Source organism: Enterobacter cloacae complex sp. IR5418, from assembly GCF_049238105.1.
Lineage (GTDB): Bacteria > Pseudomonadota > Gammaproteobacteria > Enterobacterales > Enterobacteriaceae > Enterobacter > Enterobacter hormaechei.
In genome coordinates this window covers 26627-47410 of sequence record NZ_JBMKHS010000014.1, presented here as the reverse complement: position 1 = coordinate 47410, position 20784 = coordinate 26627, and the positions used below count along the sequence as shown (strand labels likewise).

The 20784-nt window shown below is 55.2% G+C and carries 21 protein-coding genes; 6 read left to right on the top strand and 15 right to left on the bottom strand.

Annotated elements, in window-relative coordinates:
- Positions 1-30 precede the first annotated feature (30 nt).
- Positions 31-1110, bottom strand: a complete 1080-nt coding sequence (gene alr, locus ACOTX7_RS12845; RefSeq protein WP_221256784.1) for an alanine racemase — start codon at positions 1108-1110, stop codon at positions 31-33.
- Between the two features lie 16 nt (positions 1111-1126).
- The gene (dnaB, locus tag ACOTX7_RS12840; protein WP_003860298.1) at positions 1127-2539 is read right to left on the bottom strand and encodes a replicative DNA helicase; all 1413 of its coding nucleotides are present in this window, start codon (positions 2537-2539) and stop codon (positions 1127-1129) included.
- Positions 2540-2599: 60 nt separating this feature from the next.
- On the opposite strand from dnaB, the gene ACOTX7_RS12835 reads away from it, so the two are divergent.
- A complete protein-coding gene (locus ACOTX7_RS12835) occupies positions 2600-3583 on the top strand; it encodes a quinone oxidoreductase (protein WP_221256783.1) in 984 nt (327 codons plus the stop codon).
- 184 nt (positions 3584-3767) lie between these two features.
- Here the strand turns inward: ACOTX7_RS12835 and pspG are convergent, their stop codons facing one another.
- Both pspG and dusA read right to left on the bottom strand, forming a co-directional pair.
- The gene (gene pspG / locus ACOTX7_RS12830) at positions 3768-4010 is read right to left on the bottom strand and encodes an envelope stress response protein PspG (protein WP_017382623.1); all 243 of its coding nucleotides are present in this window, start codon (positions 4008-4010) and stop codon (positions 3768-3770) included.
- Positions 4011-4146: 136 nt separating this feature from the next.
- Positions 4147-5142, bottom strand: a complete 996-nt coding sequence (gene dusA / locus ACOTX7_RS12825; RefSeq protein WP_006810479.1) for a tRNA dihydrouridine(20/20a) synthase DusA — start codon at positions 5140-5142, stop codon at positions 4147-4149.
- Between the two features lie 147 nt (positions 5143-5289).
- On the opposite strand from dusA, the gene ACOTX7_RS12820 reads away from it, so the two are divergent.
- Together ACOTX7_RS12820 and ACOTX7_RS12815 are read left to right on the top strand one after the other, a co-directional pair.
- The gene (locus ACOTX7_RS12820; RefSeq protein ID WP_006810480.1) at positions 5290-5553 is read left to right on the top strand and encodes a type II toxin-antitoxin system HicA family toxin; all 264 of its coding nucleotides are present in this window, start codon (positions 5290-5292) and stop codon (positions 5551-5553) included.
- Positions 5550-5885 carry a type II toxin-antitoxin system HicB family antitoxin gene (locus tag ACOTX7_RS12815; protein ID WP_006810481.1) on the top strand — a complete coding sequence of 112 codons (336 nt, stop codon included), beginning with the start codon at positions 5550-5552 and terminating at the stop codon, positions 5883-5885. Before ACOTX7_RS12820 ends, ACOTX7_RS12815 begins: the two co-directional genes overlap by 4 nt.
- Before the next feature lie 32 nt (positions 5886-5917).
- On the opposite strand, the gene traF is transcribed toward ACOTX7_RS12815, so the two are convergent.
- A complete protein-coding gene (gene traF / locus ACOTX7_RS12810) occupies positions 5918-7204 on the bottom strand; it encodes a conjugal transfer protein TraF (protein WP_260630871.1) in 1287 nt (428 codons plus the stop codon).
- A gap of 192 nt (positions 7205-7396) precedes the next feature.
- Positions 7397-7885, bottom strand: coding sequence for a cupin domain-containing protein (locus ACOTX7_RS12805; RefSeq protein WP_006810483.1), 489 nt, complete (start codon positions 7883-7885; stop codon positions 7397-7399).
- A 117-nt stretch (positions 7886-8002) separates the two neighbouring features.
- Here ACOTX7_RS12805 and zur point away from each other — a divergent pair, with 117 nt between their 5' ends.
- Positions 8003-8515, top strand: coding sequence for a zinc uptake transcriptional repressor Zur (gene zur, locus ACOTX7_RS12800; RefSeq protein WP_006810484.1), 513 nt, complete (start codon positions 8003-8005; stop codon positions 8513-8515).
- Between the two features lie 47 nt (positions 8516-8562).
- On the opposite strand, the gene ACOTX7_RS12795 is transcribed toward zur, so the two are convergent.
- From ACOTX7_RS12795 to ACOTX7_RS12780, 4 genes are all read right to left on the bottom strand, one after another.
- On the bottom strand, positions 8563-8772 hold the full coding sequence (locus ACOTX7_RS12795) for a CsbD family protein (RefSeq protein WP_003860314.1): 210 nt from the start codon (positions 8770-8772) through the stop codon (positions 8563-8565).
- Between the two features lie 119 nt (positions 8773-8891).
- The gene (dinF, locus tag ACOTX7_RS12790; protein WP_221256781.1) at positions 8892-10229 is read right to left on the bottom strand and encodes an MATE family efflux transporter DinF; all 1338 of its coding nucleotides are present in this window, start codon (positions 10227-10229) and stop codon (positions 8892-8894) included.
- Positions 10230-10291: 62 nt separating this feature from the next.
- Positions 10292-10900 carry a transcriptional repressor LexA gene (gene lexA / locus ACOTX7_RS12785; protein ID WP_006810486.1) on the bottom strand — a complete coding sequence of 203 codons (609 nt, stop codon included), beginning with the start codon at positions 10898-10900 and terminating at the stop codon, positions 10292-10294.
- Positions 10901-11008: 108 nt separating this feature from the next.
- Positions 11009-11377, bottom strand: coding sequence for a diacylglycerol kinase (locus tag ACOTX7_RS12780; protein ID WP_006810487.1), 369 nt, complete (start codon positions 11375-11377; stop codon positions 11009-11011).
- Positions 11378-11531: 154 nt separating this feature from the next.
- Here ACOTX7_RS12780 and plsB point away from each other — a divergent pair, with 154 nt between their 5' ends.
- Entirely contained in the window at positions 11532-13952 is a 2421-nt protein-coding gene (plsB, locus tag ACOTX7_RS12775; RefSeq protein WP_221256780.1) for a glycerol-3-phosphate 1-O-acyltransferase PlsB, read from the top strand.
- 89 nt (positions 13953-14041) lie between these two features.
- Here the strand turns inward: plsB and ubiA are convergent, their stop codons facing one another.
- From ubiA to malK, 5 genes are all read right to left on the bottom strand, one after another.
- Positions 14042-14911: a 4-hydroxybenzoate octaprenyltransferase gene (gene ubiA / locus ACOTX7_RS12770; protein ID WP_214592565.1), complete on the bottom strand. Its 870-nt coding sequence runs from the start codon at positions 14909-14911 to the stop codon at positions 14042-14044.
- 12 nt (positions 14912-14923) lie between these two features.
- Entirely contained in the window at positions 14924-15421 is a 498-nt protein-coding gene (gene ubiC, locus ACOTX7_RS12765; RefSeq protein WP_003860326.1) for a chorismate lyase, read from the bottom strand.
- Between the two features lie 172 nt (positions 15422-15593).
- The gene (gene malM / locus ACOTX7_RS12760) at positions 15594-16532 is read right to left on the bottom strand and encodes a maltose operon protein MalM (RefSeq protein WP_006810491.1); all 939 of its coding nucleotides are present in this window, start codon (positions 16530-16532) and stop codon (positions 15594-15596) included.
- Between the two features lie 114 nt (positions 16533-16646).
- Complete coding sequence (locus tag ACOTX7_RS12755; RefSeq protein WP_026080558.1) at positions 16647-17957, bottom strand: maltoporin; 1311 nt, start codon at positions 17955-17957, stop codon at positions 16647-16649.
- Between the two features lie 42 nt (positions 17958-17999).
- Positions 18000-19109, bottom strand: coding sequence for a maltose/maltodextrin ABC transporter ATP-binding protein MalK (gene malK / locus ACOTX7_RS12750; RefSeq protein ID WP_003860329.1), 1110 nt, complete (start codon positions 19107-19109; stop codon positions 18000-18002).
- Positions 19110-19479: 370 nt separating this feature from the next.
- Between malK and malE the strand changes: the two genes are divergently transcribed.
- The gene (gene malE / locus ACOTX7_RS12745) at positions 19480-20670 is read left to right on the top strand and encodes a maltose/maltodextrin ABC transporter substrate-binding protein MalE (RefSeq protein WP_032673704.1); all 1191 of its coding nucleotides are present in this window, start codon (positions 19480-19482) and stop codon (positions 20668-20670) included.
- Positions 20671-20784: the final 114 nt, after the last annotated feature.

The window sequence follows — 20784 nt, the reverse complement described above, 5'->3', positions numbered from 1 at the left end:
GAAGCGGGATGCATCGCATCCCGCTAACGCTCAGTCGACGTATTTCATCGCGACCCTTGAGGTAAGGCGCGTGATAAGTTCGTAAGCACTCACTTTTGTTATTTCAGCAATCCGCTCTACGGGCAGGCCTTCGCCCCACATCACCGCATCGTCCCCCGCTTTATCCTGCGCGTCCGGCCCCAAATCAACACAAATCATGTCCATCGCCACGCGGCCAACAATCTTCACTTCACGGCCATTCACCAGCACCGGCGTGCCCGTTGGTGCGGCGCGCGGATAGCCATCGCCGTAGCCCATCGCCACCACGCCAAGACGCGTGTCGCGCTCGCTGGTCCAGGTGCCACCGTAACCCACCGGCTCTCCCGCTTTGTGCTCACGCACGGCAATCAGCTTTGACACCAGCGACATCACCGGCTTAAAGCCAAAGTCCGGCCCCCAGGGTTTGTTCTCCAGCGGCGAAACGCCATAAAGAATGATGCCCGGACGCGCCCAGTCGAAGTGCGACTGCGGCCACAGCAGGATCCCGCCGGACGCCGCAATCGAGCGCATCCCCGGTTTGCCTTCGCAGAAGGTATTAAAGATATCAAGCTGCCGCTCGGTTGCGCCGCAGTCAGGTTCATCAGCACGGGCAAAGTGGCTGACGATGTTCACCGGCTGACGCACATTTTTGCACTGGCACAGGCGCTGATAAAACGCCTCGGCGCCTTCAGGACGCACGCCAAGACGGTGCATGCCCGTGTCGAGCTTCATCCAGACGGTGACCGGCTCGCTCAGCGCAGCGGTTTCCAGCGCGGCCAGCTGTTCTTCGTTATGTACCGCCGTGTGCAGGTGCTGATCGGCAATGGTCGGCAGGTCCGAGGCTTCAAAAAAGCCTTCGAGGAGCAAAATTGGTTGCGTAATTCCACCTGCGCGCAGGCGGAGAGCTTCTTCGAGACGGGCAACGCCAAAAGCGTCGGCATCGGGGAGCGTTCGCGCGGTCTCAAGAAGATCGTGTCCGTAAGCGTTCGCTTTCACGACTGCAACGAGCTTACTGGCGGGCGCCAGTTCACGCAGACGTTGCAGGTTGTGTCGCAGAGCGCGGCGGTTAATCACAACAGTTGCCGCTTGCATTTGAATTCCTTAGAAATTACTCATCATCATATTGAGGACCGGCATAGTTGTCGAAACGCGACCACTGGCCGTTAAAGGTCAGACGTACCGTACCGATGGGGCCGTTACGTTGCTTACCAATAATAATTTCGGCGATCCCTTTCAGATCGCTGTTCTCGTGATAAACCTCATCACGGTAGATGAACATGATTAAGTCGGCATCCTGCTCGATGGAGCCGGACTCACGCAGGTCGGAGTTGACCGGGCGTTTATCGGCGCGTTGTTCCAGAGAGCGGTTAAGCTGCGACAGCGCCACCACCGGCACGTGTAGCTCTTTGGCTAACGCCTTGAGCGAGCGGGAAATCTCGGCGATCTCCAGCGTACGGTTGTCAGAGAGCGACGGGACGCGCATCAGCTGAAGGTAGTCGATCATGATAAGGCCGATACCGCCGTGTTCACGGGCGATACGGCGCGCGCGGGAGCGTACTTCCGTCGGCGTCAGGCCAGAGGAGTCATCAATATAGATGTTCCGTTTTTCCAGCAAAATGCCCATGGTGCCGGAGATCCGCGCCCAGTCCTCATCGTCCAGCTGACCGGTACGAATGCGGGTCTGATCCACGCGCGACAGGGACGCCAGAGAACGCATCATGATCTGTTCTGAGGGCATCTCAAGACTGAAAATGAGCACCGGCTTATCCTGCAACATCGCCGCGTTTTCGACGAGGTTCATCGCAAATGTCGTTTTACCCATCGACGGACGCGCCGCGACGATAATCAAATCCGACGGCTGAAGACCCGCCGTTTTCTTGTTGAGATCGTCATAGCCGGTATTTACGCCGGTGACGCCATCGTGCGGCTGCTGGAAAAGCTGTTCAATACGCGCAACGGTGGCATCGAGCACATCGGCGATGTTTTTCGGGCCTTCGTCTTTGTTCGCACGGCTTTCAGCGATTTTAAAGACGCGGGACTCCGCCAGGTCGAGCAGATCTTCACTGGTGCGCCCCTGGGGATCGAAACCGGCTTCGGCGATTTCGTTTGCCACCGAGATCATCTCGCGTACAACGGCACGTTCACGGACGATATCCGCATAAGCGCTGATGTTCGCGGCACTTGGCGTGTTTTTTGACAGTTCTGCCAGATAGGCGAACCCGCCGACGCTGTCCAGTTGCCCCAGACGCTCCAGCGATTCTGCGAGCGTAATCAGGTCAATCGGGCTGCCCGACTCCTGCAAACGCGCCATTTCCGTGAAGATGTGGCGGTGCGGGCGGGTATAGAAATCTTCCGCGACAACGCGCTCGGCAACGTCGTCCCAGCGTTCGTTATCCAGCATTAAACCGCCCAACACCGACTGTTCCGCTTCAATCGAGTGCGGCGGGACCTTTAACCCGGCGACCTGATAATCACGCTCACGAGGTTCAGTCTGTTTGTTGAAGGGTTTGTTTCCTGCCATAGTGAATGGAGTTACCGAGATAAAGAGTGGGTCGAAAGATTACCACATTCTGGAGGAAGCATGGCAACACGTATTGAATTTCACAAGCATGGTGGCCCTGACGTACTCAAAGCGGTGGAATTTACCCCCGCTGCGCCTGGCGAGAACGAAATCCAGGTTGAAAACAAAGCGATCGGCATTAACTACATCGATACCTATATTCGCGGCGGCCTCTATCCGCCTCCGTCAATGCCGAGCGGACTGGGCACCGAGGCGGCCGGTATCGTCAGCAAAGTGGGCAGCGCGGTTAAGCACATTAAGGAGGGCGATCGCGTAGTCTATGCGCAATCTGCCCTGGGTGCTTACAGCTCCATCCATAACGTTCCGGCCGATAAAGCGGCGCTTCTGCCAAATGCGATCAGCTTCGAGCAGGCTGCCGCCTCATTCCTGAAAGGGCTGACGGTCTTTTATCTGCTGCGTAAAACTTACGAAATTAAGCCTGACGAGCAATTTCTGTTTCACGCAGCCGCAGGTGGCGTGGGGCTGATTGCCTGCCAGTGGGCGAAAGCCCTGGGGGCGAAGCTTATCGGCACCACCGGCAGCTCGCAAAAAGCGCAGCGTGCGCTGGACGCGGGCGCATGGCAGGTGATCAACTACCGGGAAGAGAGCATCGTTGAGCGGCTGAAAGAGATCACCGGCGGCAAAAAGGTGCGTGTGGTGTATGACTCTGTGGGGAAAGACACCTGGGAATCTTCGCTGGACTGCCTGCAACGCCGCGGGCTGATGGTGAGCTTCGGTAACGCCTCCGGCGCCGTCACCGGCGTTAATCTCGGCATTCTGAATCAAAAGGGGTCGCTGTACGTCACTCGCCCTTCCCTGCAAGGTTACATCACCAACCGGGAAGAACTTGAGGAAGCCAGCAACGAGCTGTTCTCACTGATCGCCAGCGGGGTGATTAAAGTGGATGTGGCAGAAGCGCAGAAATATCCGCTGACCGATGCGCAACGTGCGCATGAGGTGCTGGAGAGCCGGGCAACGCAGGGGTCTAGTCTGTTAATCCCCTGAGCCTTAAAAAGAAATTGGGCTTCCCGTGGGAAGCCCTTTCTTTTTTTAGTTCGGCTGTATGTAGGGTACAGCTCGATGAATTCTTTAGCGGCAGCAATAGTGACAGATTCGATAAGTAAATCCTATTCTGTTCTAAGGATTGCGGCCGGAAAAGTTGCAGGTATGTGACGTACCCCTCAATACCTTAGTAACGGAAGCGGTTATTACGCTGATAAGTGGGCAGTTTTGGCGATTTAATCGCCCGTATCGCCCATACCACCGCAATGGCCAGAAGTAACCACGGCAAGAGTTTAATCGTCAGCGCAAATAAACCGCCGACAAACATCACCACCGTGGCCACCACGAGCGCGGCCAGAATACCGAGCAGCGACACGCCCGTAACCATCAGCATAATAAAGAAGCCAATCACAAAAAGTAGTTCCAGCATGGTGCTCTCCCACGAGTTCCCGAATGATGCTGCGATCATTACAAGAAACATGCCAAAAATAAGTTGTTGTTCTGAAAGCAAAACGCCCTGCAAGGGTTTGCAGGGCGTGGCGTATTTGACCATCTTTTAGCGAAATTTAACGTTTATCCGCAACCAGACGCAGCGCGTGTTCCAGCACCTCAATGTCCGCACCGGCTTTATGCGCGTTCTCGCTGAGATAACGACGCCACTGGCGCGCACCGGGAATGCCCTGGAACAGGCCAAGCATATGGCGGGTAATGTGGCCCAGATACGTACCATTGCTCAGCTCGCGCTCAATGTACGGATACATGGCGCGCACCACGGCCACCGGATCGGTATCGGCACCTTCAACGCCGAAGATTTCACGGTCAACCGTCGCCAGAATGCCCGGATTCTGATACGCCTCGCGTCCGACCATCACGCCATCCATATGTTCGAGATGCGCTTTGGCCTCGTCCAGGGACGTAATACCGCCGTTGATCGACATGGTCAGGTGCGGAAAGTCGCGTTTCAGCTGGTACACGCGAGGGTAGTCCAGCGGCGGGATCTCACGGTTCTCTTTCGGGCTAAGGCCAGAGAGCCAGGCTTTTCGGGCGTGGATGATAAACATCTCGCATTCGCCCTTCCCTGACACCGTGTTGATGAAATCACACAGGAATTCGTAGCTGTCCTGGTCGTCAATGCCGATACGGGTTTTGACCGTGACCGGGACAGAGACGACGTCGCGCATCGCTTTGATGCAGTCCGCCACCAGGTGTGCATTCCCCATCAGACATGCGCCGAACATACCGTTTTGCACACGGTCGGACGGGCAACCGACGTTGAGGTTAATCTCGTCATAGCCACGTTCTTCGGCCAGTTTCGCGCACTGCGCCAGCGCAGCCGGATCGCTGCCCCCCAGTTGCAGCGCAACCGGATGCTCCTCTTCGCTGTACGCCAGATAATCGCCCTTGCCGTGAATAATTGCCCCGGTAGTCACCATTTCGGTGTACAGCAGCGTATGGCGGGAGAGCTGACGCAGGAAGTAGCGGCAGTGTCTGTCCGTCCAGTCGAGCATCGGCGCAATGGAGAAACGGTGTGCAGGAAAAGCGGTCTGGTGTTCTGACAACATGGCGAAGTTTTAAGCATCTGGTGGAAAAGGGGCGCTACTATAGCACAGGCTTAAAAAGGATACGATCCGGCTTGATGTGATATCAAAAAGTGATATCATTCATTGCAACTTTGGCGGGGAAGAAAATTAAAATGGACTCTATCAACTATGAAAACATTGAACGCCCGCCACCAAAAAACATTGCAGCTGATTTTCTCTGTACCAACGCCAAGTTCTCTGGAATGGCGCAGGATTGAAGCACTTTTCATTGCTCTGGGTGCGAAAGCCTCAGAAGGTAGCGGTTCAAGGGTAAGATTCGAAATCAATGGAGTTGTGGCTTCGTTTCATCGTCCTCACCCGGATAAAGAAGCGAAGGTTTATCAGGTTCGCGACGCAATGGCTTTTCTCATCGCAACGGGGGTATCTCCATGATTAACACCATGACTTATAAAGGCTATGCCGCAAAAATTGATTACAGCGACGAAGATCTGTGCTTCGTTGGGCATGTTGCGGGCATAAGAGATGTTATCGGTTTTCATGCTGATAACGTCGCAGCCCTCCGCAAAGCGTTTGAAGAAGCAGTTGATGATTATCTTGCCTACTGTACAGAACAAGGTCGAGAACCTTTGCGCCCGGCAAGCGGGAAAATCAGCCTGCGCATCGCGCCTGAAATACATTCCGCAATTAACATCGCAGCCGAAGTTTCAGGTAAAAGCGTAAATCAATGGATCAGCGATACGCTGAGCAAAGCGGCACACGGATAAGCTTAGGGCACCATTAACGGTGCCCTTAATATTTAGAACGTCATGCTCAACTGTGCCCCGGCGCCCCAAGTCTCGTCTTCGCCATAAAGCCCCATCAGGTCAACATGGACGGAGTTAAACGGCGCAAAACCGACACCGCCGGTGAAGACGTTGCTGTCGTTCCCTTTCATATCCGCACGATAACCGGCGCGCACTGCCAGCCAGCTCAATGGCGTGACTTCAGCACCAACGCCAACGTACTGGGAGGTGTCTTCGCTTTTAAAGCCCTTGGTTTCGGTCAGGTCGCCGTCCGCGGTCAGCGTGACCAGATCGTTATGCCAGGCGGCCCCGGCAGTGACCAGCGGTCGGATCTGATAGGTGTCTTTATAACTCACCACCTCTCCTGTGCGCCCGTTGCGGATGCGGATATCTTTGGTATCGATATCGCGCGACATCAGGTTTTGCCCGCTCACCCCGACCGTCCAGTGTTCGCCAAAGTCAGCGGCAATACCGGCATCCACGTTAAAGCCAGTGTCGTCGGTTCGGTAGCGGCTGTCGTTCCACTTATTACTGTCATAGTCGTAGATCGAGGTGGTGTAGTTATAGAGCCAGGTTTTTTGCAGCTTCGGCGTGACGCCAACGGAAACCGGAACGCCGCCAAGATCGAACTGACGGGCTACCGCAATACCGTAATCGGACACAATCGCCGCCCGACCAGACGCCGTAGAGTTAAGGTTTTTGGTGATCTGATCGGTACCGTTTAGCGCGGCGTCCAGCGCCACACCGGCAGCCACCGCATCGTTTCGTTGTATACCGCGCAGATAATCAATGTCCTGCTGATCGATTGATGAGCTGACGCGGCCATGGGCATAGCCTTTTGCCATAAAGGCCACGGAAAGGACATCGTTAGGGATACTGACGGCAATCCCCGCCCCTGCGGTGGCGCGTGCGGTTTTGCCTTTCAGGTAGTCCAGCTCATCGGCGAGATCTTTCGCTGCGCCCTGGAACTGATTAATCGAACCTAGAGGATTGGTGATAACTTCAATGGGCGTCAGACTATCAACCACATCCTTGTAATGATTGATTTTGTCGTTAATGGTATCAATCTCGTCCTGAAGATTGTCTTCATCAGTTATCTGCACGCCCACGGACGGCAAAATGACCGTCACATCATCCTCGGGCTTAGATTTTGCCAGCAATGCGGGGTTGATTAACGCCCCGCTGCCATAGCTCCCTGCCGCGACGCCTGTGCCACCCATTGCGTCACTGCGCGCTTCCGTCCAGGTATTGGCTGCTCCCGCCTGATTTGCCATAAAAAAGGAGACAGCAATGCTAACCATCGAAAATTTAAAATGTTTTTTCACAGTGTGCTCGTAAATAGTTTGTTATTAGTTAACCCTGTCTGTTATCACCCAAACAGGAACGAACTATTGCTGTGAATAAGTGCAAAAAGACCCGCTATTTCCTTAAGTTAAATTCCATCCCGGCCTGTTGTAATATGTGACGGCCATCAATATTTATAGAAGAGGAAATTATTTTCGCCCAGGTTTTCCATCGTGCGGCCCAAAAAACTGCGGCGGATGGTCCACCCAGCGGTCTTCGCGCGTCGCGGCATACTCCGGATTGAGCGGATAGTAGATGCGGTTATGTTTTTTATTGGCCTCACCCACCACCAGTAAGCGCACCTCTTCATCGGTATTGTTGATAAAGGTATGGCACACGCCCGTCCCGGCAGGGAACCCCACGCTGTCTCCGGGTTCGAGCTTCCACAGATAGCCATTAATCCAGGCTTCAGGGTAACCCTCCAGAACGTAAACAAACTCCTCTTCGTCGCTTTCCGCATGCGGATAAGACGTGCGGCGTCCGGGCGGCAGCCGTTCATGGTGAATACCAATGCGGCCCAGTCCCAGCTTTCGGGCCAGCGGCGCGCCAACAGAAAAACGTTCGTTGCTGTCAGGATACGTTGCGTCATCGGCGCCTTCCACGTCCCGCCAGTGCCGAATACAGTCAGGTCTTTTCATTATGCGATCTCCCGATTTGCGATGCGTCAGGTATAGCACAGCCTGGCGGATCTCGGTGTTTTTAGCAGAACATGATAAAGTGAGGGTTTTCACCCCTTACCATATCCGAGGTGCCCGATGGACAAGTCCACAAAAGAGCTGTTAGCGCAAGCTGAAAAGCTGTGCGCGCAACGCAATGTGCGCCTGACCCCGCAGCGCCTTGAGGTACTGCGTCTGATGAGCCTGCAACAGGGTGCCATCAGCGCCTACGATCTGCTCGACCTGCTGCGTGAAAGCGAGCCGCAGGCAAAGCCACCGACCGTCTATCGGGCGCTGGATTTTCTGCTGGAGCAAGGGTTTGTGCATAAAGTGGAATCAACCAACAGCTATGTGCTGTGCCATCTTTTTGACCAGCCGACTCACACGTCCGCCATGTTTATCTGCGATCGCTGTGGCGTGGTGAAGGAGGAGTGTGCGGAAGGGGTAGAAGATATTATGCATACGCTGGCAGCCAGAATGGGCTTTGCGCTGCGCCATAACGTGATCGAAGCCCACGGCTTATGTTCTGCCTGCGTGGAGGTGGAGTCATGTCGCCATCAGGACGCCTGTCAGCACGATCACTCTATTCTGGTGAAGAAAAAGCCACGTTAAAGCCAAAGAAAAAGGCGGCTTATAGCCGCCCTTGGGGATAGTGCCGGTTACCAGCGGTAGTCGTTACGGGTTTCCCAGTCTTTGACTTCATTTTCCGCCTGATCTTTTTCGTAACCGTAGCGCTCCTGGATTTTACCTACCAGCTGATCGCGCTTACCTTCAATGACGGTCATATCGTCATCTGTCAGCTTACCCCACTGTTCTTTCGCTTTACCTTTGAATTGCTTCCAGTTGCCGCCGATTTCGTCTTTATTCATAATCGTGTCCTCGTGTTAAGCGTCTATGAGTATCGTCCGCTTCGTTCTTTTCTGCTGGACGTGATTATTATTGTAGTTAAGGATTCGGCAGTTGTTTTTATATTCGGAATCTTTAACCGTTACGATATATCGTGCGAAGCTGGAAACCAGGTATTGTTTCGCCAGTGACGATGCCAGATAACGGCCAGCGAAAGGCCACGCAGTGAAAGAAAGACCGCCAGCGCCAGCCACAGACCGTGATTACCGAGATATGGCAGGGTCAGCAGCGTCAGGCCGAACCCCGCCGCAGCGACGGCCATGCTGTTGCGCATCTCCGCCCCCCGCGTGGCGCCAATAAACATCCCGTCCAGCAAATAGCACCATACGCCCACCACGGGTAGAACCACCTGCCAGAGAAGGTAGCGATCGGCCAGCTCACGTAGCGCGGGTATTGAGGTCAGCAGTGCGACAATATGCTCGCCAAAACAGGCGTAAACGAAGGCAAATACCAGGGCCACCAGACCCGCCTGACGGCAGGCAGCACGCCAGACTTCACGCAACTGGCCGCCTTCACGCGCGCCATAGGCCTGCCCTGAATGTGCCTCCACGGCGTAAGCAAAACCATCCAGCGCGTAAGCGGTAAAGGTCAATAACGTCATGAGCACTGCGTTGACCGCGACGATCTCTGGCCCAAGACGCGCACCAAACACGGTTAATGCGCCAAAGCAGAGTTGCAGCAGGAGCGAACGGAGCATGATGTCGCGATTAAGCGCCAGCAGCTTACGAATGTTACCGCGCCAGGCCGTTTTCAGCAGCGCAAGCGAGATACCGCGCATCGCCAGCACGCGCCAGACCATCCACAAACCGATCAGCAGCGTACCGTACTCGGCAATTGCCGTGGCCAGCGCTGCGCCCCGGACGTTCATGTGCAGTCCCATCACCAGCCAGAGATCGAGCACAATGTTAAGCAGATTGCCCACCACCAGCAGGATCACCGGCGCGCGGGCGTACTGTACGCCCAGTAACCAGCCCAGCAGGACCAGGTTTGCCAGTGACGCGGGCGCGCTGAGCCAGCGAATTTCGAGGAACCGCCGGGCCTGCTCCAGTACGGCATCACTGCCACCCACAATATGCAGCGCAAGATCAATCAGCGGCGTTCGCAACAGAACGATTAACGCGCCAGCACCGAACGCCAGGATAAGCGGCTGAACCAGCGCACGCGCCAGACGGAGGGGATCTTTTGCACCATACGCCTGAGCCGTCAGGCCTGTCGTACTCATGCGCAGAAAGAGTAGCAGCATAAAGAGGAAGCTGGTCGCCGTTGCGCCGATCGCGACACCGCCCAGATAAATCGGCGAATCCAGATGCCCGATTACCGCCGTATCCACCAGCCCCAGCAGAGGAACGGTGATATTGGAAAAAATCATCGGTAGCGCAAGACGCCACAACGCCTTATCGGCAGAAGTTAGCAATGCCATGGAAAGTACCGGAATCAAAAATAGGCCAGGCTGTAGAGAAACTACAGCCTGTCAGGAAGAGATTACAGCCATTCACCGTTGCGGATAACGCCGACGGCCAGGCCTTCAATGGAGAAGCTCTGCTCGCGGAGATCCACCACAATCGGGGAGAATTCGTTGTTTTCTGGCAGAAGCTGAACGGTGTTACCTTGTTTTTTCAGGCGCTTAACCGTCACTTCATCGTCAATGCGCGCTACCACGACCTGGCCGTTACGCACGTCCTGCGTTTTGTGTACCGCCAGCAGATCGCCATCCAGAATACCGATATCTTTCATGGACATCCCGCTAACACGCAGCAGGAAATCGGCGCTCGGCTTGAACATGCCTGGGTCAACCTGATAGTGCCCTTCGATGTGCTGCTGTGCCAGCAGGGGTTCACCTGCGGCCACGCGGCCCACCAGCGGAATACCGGTCTCTTCTTCCACCAGCAGACGAATGCCGCGTGATGCGCCGGAAACAATCTCAATCACGCCCTTACGCGCCAGCGCCTTAAGGTGCTCTTCGGCAGCATTAGGAGAACGGAAGCCCAGACGCTGTGCAATTTCTGCACGCGTGGGTGGCATACCCGTCTGGCCGATATGATCCCGAATGAGATCAAACACCTCTTGCTGCCTGGTCGTTAACGCTTTCATACCGCCCCCTGGGTGTATATACAGTTATGCTGTGAGTATATACAGTCAAAGGCGATTTTGGAACCAAAAACTGCACAAAAAACCAGGGACTTAATTATTCCTCGAGGCTCATCGGAAATGCGACCAAAGCAGCGTGACCCAGGTGATCGCCGCAGTGATAATCGACAGCAGTACGGCAGCGGAACCCATGTCTTTCGCCCGGCCAGACAGTTCATGGAATTCCGACCCAATCCGGTCCACAACGGCCTCAATAGCGCTATTAAGAATTTCCACTATCATCACCAGAAGGACAGATCCGATGAGCAGTACGCGGGTGATAGCATCAACATCAAGGAAGCAGGCGATGACAACCGCAACGATTGCGGCAACCGCCTCCTGGCGGAAAGCGGCTTCATTAACCCATGCGGCGCGGAAACCTTTCCATGAATAACCGGCAGCTTTAATGATTCGGGTTAACCCAGTGGTATTATTGGCCATTAAAAGAACCTTTTATGATAAATAGCGTCAGTTACTACAGGCGCAGCGCGTTTCGCTGCAACCTGAAGTATGACGGGTAACAACAGAAATTTTGCGCGCTTTCTGTTATCCTTGCGCCGCAATTGCATTATTAACCAGAGGCTTTACATCGTTTATGTCCGGCTGGCCACGAATTTACTACAAATTACTTAATTTACCATTAAGCGTACTGGTAAAAAGTAAGTCTATCCCAGCAGAACCCGCGCTGGAATTAGGGCTCGATACGTCGCGCCCGATTATGTACGTTTTGCCTTATAACTCGAAGGCAGACCTGCTTACGCTTCGCGCTCAATGTCTGGCGCATGATTTACCTGACCCGCTTGAACCGCTGGAAGTCGACGGTACGCTGCTGCCGCGCTACGTGTTCATCCATGGCGGACCGCGCGTGTTCACCTATTACACGCCGAAAGAAGAGTCCATTAAGCTGTTCCATGATTACCTCGATCTGCACCGCAGCAACCCCGAACTGGACGTGCAGATGGTGCCGGTGTCGGTAATGTTTGGGCGTCGTCCGGGACGCGAAAAAGGGGAAGAGAACCCGCCGCTGCGTATGCTCAACGGCATTCAGAAGTTCTTCGCCGTCTCCTGGCTGGGACGCGACAGCTTTGTCCGCTTCTCGCCTTCCGTTTCACTGCGCCGCATGGCGGATGAACACGGCACCGACAAAATTATTGCGCAAAAGCTGGCGCGCGTTGCGCGTATGCACTTTGCACGTCAGCGTCTGGCGGCCGTTGGGCCACGTCTCCCGGCACGTCAGGATCTCTTCAACAAGCTGCTGGCTTCCAAAGCGATTGCCCGTGCCGTAGAAGACGAAGCGCGCAGCAAGAAAATTTCGCACGAGAAAGCGCAGCAGAACGCAATCGCGCTGATGGAAGAGATCGCCGCGAACTTCTCCTACGAGATGATTCGCCTCTCCGACCGTATCCTCGGCTTCACGTGGAACCGCCTCTATCAGGGGATTAACGTCCACAACGCCGAGCGCGTGCGTCAGTTAGCGCACGACGGCCACGAGATTGTCTACGTGCCCTGCCACCGCAGCCACATGGACTACCTGCTGCTCTCTTACGTCCTCTATCACCAGGGGCTGGTGCCGCCGCACATTGCTGCCGGTATCAACCTGAACTTCTGGCCAGCAGGCCCGATTTTCCGCCGTCTGGGTGCCTTCTTCATTCGCCGTACCTTCAAGGGCAACAAGCTCTACTCCACCGTCTTCAGGGAGTATCTGGGCGAGCTGTTCAGCCGCGGTTATTCCGTGGAGTACTTTGTTGAAGGGGGGCGCTCCCGTACCGGTCGTCTGCTCGATCCGAAGACCGGCACGCTGTCGATGACCATTCAGGCCATGCTGCGTGGCGGTACGCGTCCTATCACGCTGGTGCCTATCTACATCGGGTATGAACACGTGATGGAAGTGGGCACCTACGCGAAAGAACTGCGCGGTGCGACCAAAGAGAAAGAGAGTCTGCCGCAGATGCTGCGTGGGCTGAGTAAATTGCGCAACCTCGGCCAGGGATACGTTAACTTTGGCGAACCCCTGCCGCTGATGACATATCTGAACCATCATGTTCCGGAGTGGCGCGAGTCTATCGATCCTATCGAGGCGGTACGTCCGGCCTGGCTGACGCCAACGGTCAACGGCATCGCATCCGAGCTGATGGTACGCATCAACAATGCCGGTGCGGCAAACGCCATGAACCTGTGCTGTACCGCGCTTCTGGCCTCTCGCCAGCGTTCACTGACCCGTGAGCAGCTGACCGAGCAGATTGATTGCTACCTCGACATCATGCGCAACGTGCCGTATTCCGTGGATTCGACCGTACCGTCTGCCACTGCCAGCGAGCTTATCGATCACGCGTTGCAGATGAACAAGTTCGAAGTCGAGAAAGATACGATTGGTGACATCATCATTCTGCCGCGCGAGCAGGCCGTGCTGATGACCTACTACCGTAACAACATCACGCATATGCTGATGCTGCCGTCGCTGATGGCGGCCATTATTACCCAGCATCGCCGTATTTCACGTCAGGAGCTGCTGCGCCACATTCAGGCCATCTACCCGATGCTGAAAGCGGAGCTGTTCCTGCGCTGGAGTGAAGATGAGCTGGCGGCAGAACTCGATAAAATGACCGCAGAGATGCATCGTCAGGGGCTGATTACCATCAGCGATGACGAACTGCATATCAACCCGTCACGTTCTCGTACCTTGCAGCTGCTGGCTTCCGGTGCCCGTGAGACGTTGCAGCGCTACGCCATTACCTTCTGGTTGTTGAGTGCAAACCCGTCAATCAACCGCGGTACGCTGGAAAAAGAGAGCCGGACGTTGGCCCAGCGCCTCTCCGTTCTGCATGGCATTAATGCCCCGGAATTCTTCGACAAAGCGGTATTCAGCTCCCTGGTGCTGACGCTGCGCGACGAAGGGTATATCAGCGATACGGGCGATGCCGAGCCGGAAGAGACGATGAAGGTTTATCAGATGCTGGCAGAGCTGATTACCTCGGATGTGCGTTTGACGATTGAGAGTTCGACGCAGGGCGAATGATGCTAAAGCCGGGTGGCGCTAACGCTTACCCGGCCTACATGTTACGCTAAATCGTAGGCCGGGTAAGGCGAAGCCGCCACCCGGCTTTTTTATGACCAGTAACTCATCGCCAGCCCCAGAAACAGCACCAGCCCGACGTAGTTGTTATTCAGAAACGCTTTAAAGCAGGCTTCACGCTCGCGCTTCGCGATCAGCTTCTGCTGATACGCAAACAGCAGTCCCGCCACCAGTACGGACCAGTAAAACGCCCAGTTCAGCCCGTTCAGGCGACCAATCGTCACCATCAGCGCCAGCACCGCCACCTGCAATATGCCGATGATCAGTTTGTCGTGACGACCAAACAGGATCGCCGTCGATTTGATGCCAATCTTGAGATCGTCATCGCGATCGACCATCGCGTATTGGGTATCGTACGCAACGGCCCAGAGAATATTCGCCAGGAACATCAGCCAGCAGCTGAGTGGAACGGACTCGCTGACTGCGGCAAATGCCATGGGAATCGACCAGCCAAATGCCGCACCCAATACCACCTGCGGCAGATGGGTGTATCGCTTCATAAACGGGTAAACCCAGGCCAGCGCCAGGGCTGCAACGGAGAGCAGAATGGTCATGGTGTTAAGCGTTAACACCAGCAGGAAAGAGAGAAGCACCAGCACCACAAACAGGATACGCGCCTCTTTCCCGGTCACCTGACCGCTCGGCAGAGGTCGATTCGCGGTACGCTTCACATGCCCGTCAAATTTACGGTCGGCATAGTCGTTAACCACACAACCCGCAGCGCGCATCAGCCAGACACCCGCCACAAACACCGCCAGGATCCACAGCGGCGGCACGCCCGGCGTGGCAACCCACAGCGCCCATAAGGTCGGCCACAGCAGCAGCAGCGCGCCAATGGGTTTATCAGTACGCATCAGGCGGTGATAGGCCAGCAGCTTATTCTGCGTCAGACTCCACTCCATTTTTTCTCCCTCTTAGTACAACGGCGATGCAGGCAAAAAGAGTTCCGTCAGTATTAACGGCTTGCCACTCAAACGAAGGCGGGAACGGCGCCCCCACAAATCGGCATCGCAACCAATTTCAATAAAATCACGGGTCAGTTCAGACGAGGTGAACAGATAGCGCCCCAGGGGCGTTTTGCCGAGGCGTTGCAATGCCAGCTCCGGCCCCGAAAGTGTAGACTCCGGAACCACCGTCCGCCCGGCAAGCCACGGCTCGCCATCCGCACAAAGTAAAATTTCACGCAGCCAGTAGCGTTCTTCCTGCGGCAGCAGCGGCAACTCGCTGGCAATCTCCGCAGGCGAGACAAACCCTTCCTGAATCATCGTCACCGTGACCGTTTTACCCTGTTGCTCAAAACGTTTTGTCATGGAATCTTCCAGCAGCAGCCAGTCCAGTTGCTCCGGGTTAAGCGCGGGTATTTGGTCGAAATAGCGTAGCGCACGCAGCTGCGTTAGCGCGGGGTGTGACATGCCAGACTCTCCGATACATAACGTAAAGGCATTGTATCGCAGATTGGCAAAATGAGGACGGACAAACCAAATTTAGCGATCACTATCGCAACAATGGTGCAACTTGGCCAAAAAAAGTGCGCCCGGTAAGGCGCACTAAACGACTAACAAAATCAGCACTGCGGGGAGACGGTTACCCCTTGCCTTTTACACTGCTGATAAAGGTGGAACGGGCAGTGGTTGAACCTAAACGCTCGGCTTCATCAAGCAGTTTCAGCGCTTTATCGACGTCGCCGTTTTTAACCGCCTGCTTGATGGCGTTGTTGAAGTACGTTTCCGTGTCGTTAAGCACCGGCTCGGCTTTTTTCGTCGGGGCCGGGGCTGCGGCTGGTGCGGCGGCTGGTGCGGCATACACAGGGGCGGCAGTATTACCCACCGTTACCGGGCCAGGACCCGATGAGCCAAACAGTGGGCCAACGAGCACGCTGGAGGCGCTGTTGGTGGAGACTTTCAGCTTGATCAGACCATCGGTGGTGTGACGGGCAAGCGGGTCAGGAATATCCGGGACGGAGTTACCCGTGCCTTTCGCATAGGCTTTTGCCGGATCAACAAGCTTCGTTGTCTGTTGCAGATCTTTTTCAGTCGTGAACACCAGAACATAAATCTTCTGCTGACCCAGGGCAGGCGTCAGGCGCATAACGCCTTCCAGACGGTCAGCGCTCATGACGCCGGGTTCCTGATAGCTGAAATAGTCGCTTGGGAAGAAAGCGGACGGCGTCATGTTCTGATCGAGGATCAGCACGTTAGGCGCGAAGACGCTGGTCTGTTTATTGACTTCACTGGTCAACGTCAGGGTCAGCTCACCGATATTCGCAGGCACGCTGAAAGCCGCAACCGGACCGCTGACACCCGGCACGTTCAGTGACTGACCACCCGCTGAAAGCTGGGTAGTTTGTGTTTTTGATTGATCAACTGGCGTCCACACCAGTTGCTGAAGTGCCGCGGCCGGAATAGCTGGCGCAGCACTGGTATTCTGAGGAACAAAATTCACATCTGCAAAAGTAACCGCAGGCGCACAGGCCAACAGCCCCGCAGAGAGGCACAGCGCGACGAGACTTTTCTTCATTTTCATTGTTATTACCTCTGATAGCGTGAGCACTGCGGTGGCCAGGCAATAGCGCGCAGCACCCTAAGGAGAGAGGGGCTTACGCCCCTCTTTTCAGATCATTACGTCAGGCTTGACGAATTACCACCAGATTTCCATCTGGGCGCCGAAGGTCCACTCATCGTTGTCGCCACGGCTGAAGGTTTTCGCGGAGGTGTCGCTATACGCTACGCCAGAGGTGTAACCTGCACCAGAGTCGTTGTTTGCATAGCCCCATTTCTCATCCCACTTCGCGTAGGTTGCGAAGACACGGATAGCCGGACGAGACCAGATGCTGTCGCCTGCCTGCCATTGCTGTGCCAGGGTGATTTTGTACTGGCTGTTTTTGTCGTCAGTTTTCTGAGATTTGACGTTGTCGTAGCCCACTTCCAGCAAGGTGCTCATGATCGGCGTCCATTTGAACATTGGACGAACACCCACGGTCCACCACTCGGTACCGTTGTTGTTGTCACGATCGATGTTCTGGTACATACCGACGTACATCAGGTCCCAACGGTCTGCCAGGGTGATTGCACCGTGGTCCAGCACACGCCACATAGAACCGTCGTTATCGATGCTGCCGCCCTGTGGAATCCCTTTACCGTTAGAGGTCATGGAGTCCGTACCGTATTGCAGGACGAACTTGTTGAAGCCTTTCATCATGCTCTGGGTGTGTTCAGCGGTGAACAGCCAGCCATCTTTAGAGGCGCCAGGTTGCAGATAGTAGTCGTCAGGAATGTTGGTATGGCCGTAGTCAACGCCCAGCTCCAGCGTACCGCCCGGGTTGGTTTCCAGACCGGCTAAACGGACGTCGAAGACATCGTTTGGTACCACGTTGTCATAAATACGGTCACCGTTCGCATCACGATCGGCGAAGGTTGCAGAACCGCCGGACTCTGAAGAACGGGTTGCAGCCAGAGAAAGTTTACCAAAGCCCAGATCGATGTTTTCAATACCGGCACCAGGACCAGAAATATCCCAGTAGTAGAAGTCGATCATGTGTACGTCATGACGCTGATAGAAGCGCTTACCGGCCCAGATAGTAGAGCCTGGCAGCCATTCAATCAGGTTTTTACCCTGCACGTTTGCTTCACGGAAGGCCGGGCTGGTGGATTCCCAGTCGTTCTGCTGAGAAACGGAGTACGCTACGTTGGTGTCGAAATAGAAGCTCTTATCGCCTTCTTTCCACACTTCCTGGCCCAGTTTCAGTTCGGCGTAGGTTTCACATTCGTTACCGAGACGGTATTTACTTTGTGCGCCTGTTGCCTGGAAACATTGTTGTTCACCGCCACTTCCGGTCCAGCCAATGCCGGAACGAGCATAACCTTTAAAGTCTACGGCGCCCGCCTGGGCAGACAGGATGCCTGCCGCAATGGCGACAGCCAGAGGGACTTTGCGCAGAGTAATCATTATTCTATCTCCTGAGATCATTGCTTTTCTTTGTAATTGGAATGCTTAAACGCCTGGCTCTTTGTGCAACCGACGACATGCAGTGCCATCCTCACGGAACAGATGGCAACGCTCTGGCGGCAAACCGATAGCGAATGTGGCACCCTCTTCTACCAACACCACGTCATTCTGGCGGTAGACCAGGTTCTGACGGATGGCGGGGATCTGGATATGAATCTGTGTTTCGTGACCAAGCTGTTCGACGACCTGAACTTCACCTTCCAGCGTCACATCAGCGATGTGGCTCGGCAGTAAATGTTCAGGGCGGATACCGAGGGACATATTGGCCCCCACCTGTACGTTGGCGCTGTCGACCGGCAGCCAGACTTGCTGACGGTTTGGCAGCTCCACCTGTACCTGTTCGATTGCCGTCGCGGTCACTTTAACGGGCAGGAAATTCATCTTTGGCGAGCCAATAAAGCCCGCAACAAAGCGGTCTGCCGGGTAGTGATACAGCTCCAGCGGTTTGCCCACCTGCGCCACGCGACCGGCGTCCAGCACCACGATTTTGTCGGCCAGCGTCATCGCTTCGACCTGATCGTGGGTGACGTAAATCATCGTGCGCCCAAGGCGCTTGTGCAGACGGGAGATTTCGATACGCATCTGGACGCGCAGGGCGGCATCCAGGTTGGAAAGCGGTTCATCGAGCAGGAACACGCGCGGCTCGGCTACCAGCGTACGGCCAATCGCCACACGCTGACGCTGACCACCGGAAAGCGCTTTCGGTTTACGCTCCAGCAGATGTGCCAGCTGGAGCACTTCCGCCACCTGGGTGACGCGCTGGTTAATGGTCTCTTTTTTCGCGCCGGCCAGCTTCAGGCCAAAGGACATGTTCTCGGCAACGGAAAGATGCGGATAGAGTGCATAAGACTGGAACACCATGCCCACGCCGCGTTCAGCAGGCGGGATGTCGTTCATTCGGGTATCACCAATAAAGAGATCGCCACTGGTGATGGTTTCAAGACCGGCAATCATACGCAGCAGAGTCGATTTACCACAGCCTGATGGACCCACGAACACCACAAACTCACCTTCGTGGATGTCCAGATTGATGTCTTTTGACACCACTACGTCGCCCCAGGCTTTCGTTACATTACGCAGCTGTACGCTCGCCATGCCCTTCTCCCTTCGTTACAACCTGTCACCGACAGAAACATTCAAGATAAGTTCACTATGCGTGTTCCATTACTTTCGTGAATCCTCCACCCCCCGGCTTTTTTATGGGGGAGGAGGCGGGAGGATGAGAGAGCAGGCTCTGCGACCGCAGCTGAGGGGCTGAGGCGAAAATCGTGAAGCGGCCTGCAAAATTCAGTGGGTTTTTATGTGCGCCAGCACTCATAACTTAAATTTATGTTACAGGGATCACACAAACAGGGGGTGGGGCGTAGGGACTGGGAGGATGGAAAGAGGATGTCAAATAAGGAGACTGAGTCACGTTGAACCACCTTATGTATCCACGAGCACATCACCAAAAAGGATGGCAGATATGAATATCAAGACTGGCGCACGCGTTTTCGCATTGTCCGCCCTCGCAGCAATGATGGTTTCCGCCCCAGCGCTCGCCAAAATTGAAGAAGGCAAGCTGGTAATCTGGATTAACGGCGACAAGGGCTATAACGGCCTGGCCGAAGTGGGCAAAAAATTCGAGAAAGACACCGGTATCAAAGTCACCGTAGAGCACCCGGACAAACTGGAAGAGAAATTCCCGCAGGTTGCAGCAACTGGCGACGGTCCGGACATTATCTTCTGGGCGCATGACCGTTTCGGGGGCTACGCGCAGTCTGGCCTGCTGGCAGAAGTGACGCCAGACAAAGCCTTCCAGGACAAACTGTTCCCGTTCACCTGGGACGCCGTTCGCTATAACGGCAAGCTGATCGCTTACCCAATCGCGGTTGAAGCCCTGTCACTGATTTACAACAAAGACCTGGTGCCAAACCCACCAAAAACCTGGGAAGAGATCCCTGCCCTGGATAAAGAGCTGAAGGCGAAAGGTAAATCCGCCCTGATGTTCAACCTGCAAGAGCCGTACTTCACCTGGCCGCTGATTGCTGCCGATGGCGGTTACGCGTTCAAGTTTGAAAACGGCAAATATGACGTGAAAGACGTGGGCGTGGACAATGCGGGTGCGAAAAAAGGCCTGACCTTCTTGGTTGACCTGATTAAGAACAAACACATGAACGCGGATACCGACTACTCCATCGCGGAAGCGGCGTTCAACAAAGGCGAAACCGCGATGACCATCAACGGTCCGTGGGCCTGGACCAACATCGACAAGAGCAAAATCAACTACGGCGTGACCCTGCTGCCAACCTTCAACGGCAAGCCGTCTAAACCGTTCGTTGGCGTGCTGAGCGCGGGTATCAACGCCGCCAGCCCGAACAAAGAGCTGGCGAAAGAGTTCCTCGAAAACTACTTGCTGACCGATCAGGGTCTGGATGAAGTGAACAAGGACAAACCGCTGGGCGCCGTTGCGCTGAAATCCTTCCAGGATCAGCTGGCGAAAGATCCACGCATCGCGGCCACCATGGATAACGCCCAGAAAGGCGAAATCATGCCGAACATCCCGCAGATGGCTGCGTTCTGGTACGCCACCCGTACTGCGGTTATCAACGCTGCAAGCGGTCGCCAGACTGTCGATGCCGCGCTGAAAGATGCTCAGGGTCGTATTACTAAGTAAGCAGAAAAACGGCGGGTGGCGCGTGCGCTTACCCGCCCTACGACTACGGCACGATCCGTAGGTCAGGTAAGCGCAGCGCCACCTGACGAAAAGTTTCCACCGTTGTAGAGGAAG